At 74.2% G+C, this 3833-nt stretch carries 5 protein-coding genes; 2 read left to right on the top strand and 3 right to left on the bottom strand.

What is annotated here, in order from left to right; genetic code table 11:
* The 3 genes from AX737_RS01740 to AX737_RS01730 form a co-directional block, all read right to left on the bottom strand.
* On the bottom strand, positions 1-629 hold a 629-nt coding region (locus AX737_RS01740; RefSeq protein WP_066918502.1), incomplete at its 3' end, for an FAD binding domain-containing protein.
* A gap of 91 nt (positions 630-720) precedes the next feature.
* Positions 721-996 (bottom strand): YiaA/YiaB family inner membrane protein, encoded by a 276-nt coding sequence (locus AX737_RS01735; RefSeq protein WP_066918500.1) that lies wholly within the window; start codon positions 994-996, stop codon positions 721-723.
* A gap of 57 nt (positions 997-1053) precedes the next feature.
* The gene (locus tag AX737_RS01730) at positions 1054-1761 is read right to left on the bottom strand and encodes a PspA/IM30 family protein (protein ID WP_066918498.1); all 708 of its coding nucleotides are present in this window, start codon (positions 1759-1761) and stop codon (positions 1054-1056) included.
* A gap of 117 nt (positions 1762-1878) precedes the next feature.
* On the opposite strand from AX737_RS01730, the gene AX737_RS01725 reads away from it, so the two are divergent.
* Both AX737_RS01725 and AX737_RS01720 read left to right on the top strand, forming a co-directional pair.
* Entirely contained in the window at positions 1879-2604 is a 726-nt protein-coding gene (locus AX737_RS01725) for a TetR/AcrR family transcriptional regulator (RefSeq protein WP_082772819.1), read from the top strand.
* A gap of 179 nt (positions 2605-2783) precedes the next feature.
* On the top strand, positions 2784-3833 hold a 1050-nt coding region (locus AX737_RS01720), incomplete at its 3' end, for a HAMP domain-containing protein (protein ID WP_156453470.1).

Genomic DNA, 3833 nt, shown 5'->3' with positions numbered 1-3833 from the left:
GTCACCGTGAGGGCGAAGGCTCCCGCCCCGTCCCGCGTGCCGATCAGCAGCGCGCCGGAGCGGCCGTTCGGGCTCAGGGAAATGCGCCGGAACGCGCTGCGGCGGCGCAGCGCCTCGGCCGGCAGGTCGATCCGGCGCAGCACCTCGCCGGGGCGCAGCGCCGTCGCGCGCGGCCCGAGCACGAGGTCGAGCACGGGGAGACGCCGCTCCGCCCCCTCCGGCGTCCAGATCAGGCCGGTGCCGTCGAGGGCGCAGGCGAGCGCGATCATCGGCCCGGCCGGCAGGGCGAGGCAGAGGTTGCCGCCGACGGTCGCCGCGTTCCAGACCTTGAACGAGCCGAGCAGCGCCCGGCAGCACTGCCCGACGAGCGGGCGCGCCGCCCAGTCCGCGGGCAGGTCGAGCCGCTCCAGGGCCGCGATGGTGCAGGTGGCGGCGAGTTCGAGGCCCGCCGCCGAGATCGCGTGCGGCGCCCAGCCGAGGCCCGCGAGATCGACGAGGCGGGCGAGCTGCGGCTGCGGCTCGGAGAACAGCCAGGTCCCGCCGGCGAGCCACGCATCGCCCGGCCGCCAGGGCGGCAGGGCCTCCCGGCCGCGGGGCGCCAGCACGCTCTCGATCGTGTTGAGGTCCATGCGGAGCGCCCTCGCAAGACTCCGTCCATCTCCCTCCGCGGGTATCGCGGATGCGGGGCCGGGCTCAAGCGGGGCGCGCTCCGCCCAGCCGCTACTCCTTGCCCGCCGTCATCAGCAGGCGCTCGGTGCGGGCGTCCTCGATGCGGTTGACCATGCGGCGCGATTCGTGGACGTCGCGCACCGTCTTGGTCATCGTCACGCAGGACTGGATCAGCATCACCGTGCCCATGGCGAAGTAGCCCTTGAGCCAGATGTCGATCGGCATGAACACGATGCCGAGCGCCACCATCGCGACGGAGCCGGCGAACGAGGCGTAGGTGAAGCTCACCCAGCCGGAGGAGTGCTGCTGCGACGGGTCGTGGGTCATGCGCGTGTCTCCTGATAATCGGGACGAGGGGATGCGTCGAAGGGATCGGGCGATGGATCAGGCGGTCGCGGCGGCCGCGGCCGGCTCGGCGGCGCGTCGGCGCAGGCGCTCCAGCACGGCGCCGCCGGTCGGCGTCCCGGAGGATCCCTCCGCCGGGCCGAAGCCGGCCCGCTCCAGGCGCGCGCCGATGTCCCGGCCGGGCTCGGCCTCGGCCAGCGCCGCCTCCGTGTCGGCGGCCTCGGCCTGGAGCGCGCGGAGCCGCGCCAGCGTCGCCTCGGCCTCGCGCAAGGTGGCGGCGTCCTGCCGGGCGGCGCCCGCGCCGAGGCGGCGGACCGCCTCCTGCGCGGCGGCGACGCGCCGGCCCCGCTCCAGCTCGGCCTGCCGCCGCGTCGCCTCGGCGACGCGCTCCCGGATGCGCCCGATCTCGGCGGCGAAGCGGGCCCGCGCCGCCGTGAGCGCGTCGCGCTCGGCCTCGAGGTCGGCGATGGCCCCGGCCGCCTCTCCGGCGAGGTCCTCGCGCCCGCCCCGGAGGGCGGCCACCGCCTGCGCCTCCAGTGCGGCGATGCGCGCCTCCGCCTCCTCCAGGCGCCGCGCCTCCGCCCGGTCGCCCGCCACCGCCACGGCGAGCGCCTGCCGGCCCCGCTCCAGCCCGGCGCGGGTCTCGCGGATCTGCTGGTCCAGAATCAGCAGCGCGTTACGATCGAAGATCTCCTCGGCGGCCCGCGCCGCCTGGCCACGCAACAGGGTCTCGAACAGCTTGAACATGGGCTCGCTCCGCTCCGTGAACGATGTTCATGAGAAGCTTGGTCGCACGGTCATGAACAGTGTTCAGTGCGTTTCGGCACCTGCGGCGCCGCGTCCGCGGCGCGACGGAGCGGGCGCGTGAGCGCCGGCGACCGCCCCGACGGCGCGCCGGAGGACGCGCGCGAGGACCGTCGCGAGGACCGTCGCGAGGACGCGCGCGAGGGCCGTCGCGAGGACGCGCGCGAGGACCGTCGCGAGGAGCGCCGGGCGGCCCTGCGGGAGGCCCTGGTGAGCGCCGCCGAGCGCACCGTCGCGGCCCAGGGGCTCTCCGGGCTCCGGGCGCGGGATCTGGCGCGGGAGGCGGGCTGCGCGGTCGGGGCGATCTACACCGTGTTTCCCGATCTCGACGCCCTGGCGCTCGCGGTGAACCTGCGCACCCTCAACCTGTTCGACGCGGCGCTCGGACCCGTCGGGCGGCCGGGCGGGGCGATCGCCGGCCCGGGCGCGGCCGCCGACGAGCTTGTGCGGCTCGGCCTGGCCTACCTGGCCTTCGCAGAGGCGCATCCGCTGCGCTGGGACGCGCTGTTCCGGCACCGGCCGCCGCCCGGGCAGCGGGCGCCGGACTGGTACGTGGCCGAGCAGGCGCGCCTGTTCAGCCGCATCGAGCGCCCCCTGGGCGCGCTCCGCCCCGACCTGCCGGAGCCGGAGCGCCGGCTGCTCGCCCGCAGCCTGTTCTCGGCCACCCACGGCATCGTCGCCCTGGGGCTCGACGAGCAGCGCATGGCGCTGCCCGCCGCGACGCTCGGAGTACAGCTCGAGACGCTGGTCCGGGCCATGGCGGCAGGTCTGGCTCGCCGGGACTAAGTCCGATCGTCGGTCAAGAAAAAATTCGCATCTGCGATGAGGCGGAAGTCAACCTTCGCTTCATGGCACGACAGGTTACGCAGATGTTTCAATCAAGTCGCGGCCTTTATATGATCGTTAATGATGTGTGACTAACGGGAGGACTGTTGACGACGATCTAGGACGATAAGGATACGGCGATGGCGCTCAACCTCAAGCAATGGTTGGCAGGGTTGTTCGGGTTGATGCTCGTCCTGGCGCTGGCGCAGGGCGGCTTGGCGCTCGTCAAGCTCGACGCGGTTGCGGCCCGGACGACGCTGCTGCTCGACGACACGATCCCGTCGGTCAATGCCGCGCACGGCATCAACGCCACCATCATCCGCACGCGGCTCTGGCAGTTCCGCTACGTCACGGCCGAGAGCGACACCGCGCGGGCCGAGAGCCTGGCCAAGGTCGCCGAGTTCGCGAACGACCGGAACGGGCAGATCGAGCTCTATCGCGCGCGCGTCAGCTCGGCGGCGGAGCAGAAGGTCTACGACGACCTCCTCGCCAAGCTCGCCCTGCTGAAGCCGGACTGGGACCGGCTGCGCGCCTTCCCGGCCGAGCGCCACGACGAGGCCATGGCCTTCTTCCGCGGGCCGATGAACGCGAACTACCTCGCGGTCTCCGGCGCGGCGCGCGCCCTCGTGGACGTCAACCTCGCGGCGGCCAGGACCGCCGACGCGGAGGTCCGTGCCGAGCAGGCCTCGGCCACCCGCGCGACGCTGCTGATGCTCGGCGTCGCCGTGCTGATCGCGCTCGGCGCAATGGCCTTCTGCTTCCTCGGCGTGTCGCGCCCGATCGAGCGCATGACCGGGGCGATGCGGCGCCTCGCTGGCGGGGACACGGACTCCGAGATTCCCTATGGCGGGCGCCGCGACGAGATCGGCGCGATGGCGGGCGCCGTGCAAGTGTTCCGCGAGAACCTCGTCCGGACCCGCGCGCTGGAGGCGGAGACGGCCCTCGCCCGCGCCTCCGCCGAGGAGCAGCGCCGGGCCGGCATGCGCCAGCTGGCCGACGGCTTCGAGCAGGCGGTCGGCGGCATCGTCGGCATGGTCTCGTCCGCGGCGAGCGAATTGCAGGCCACCGCCCAGGGCATGAGCGCCACCGCGGGCCAGACGGCGGGTCAGTCCAGCAGCGTCGCGGCGGCCGCCGCCCAGGCGGCCTCCAACGTCAACACCGTTGCGGCGGCGGCGGAGGAACTCGGCTCG

This window comes from Methylobacterium sp. CCH5-D2 (genome assembly GCF_001556475.1).
Classification (GTDB): domain Bacteria; phylum Pseudomonadota; class Alphaproteobacteria; order Rhizobiales; family Beijerinckiaceae; genus Methylobacterium; species Methylobacterium hispanicum.
This window is presented reverse-complemented; position numbering and strand designations above follow the sequence as displayed.

Bases quoted from the DNA above. Each gene is read 5' to 3' on its own strand.
- AX737_RS01735 (WP_066918500.1), bottom strand. From the start codon at position 996: ATGACCCACGACCCGTCGCAGCAGCACTCCTCCGGCTGGGTGAGCTTC.
- AX737_RS01730 (WP_066918498.1), bottom strand. From the start codon at position 1,761: ATGTTCAAGCTGTTCGAGACCCTGTTGCGTGGCCAGGCGGCGCGGGCC.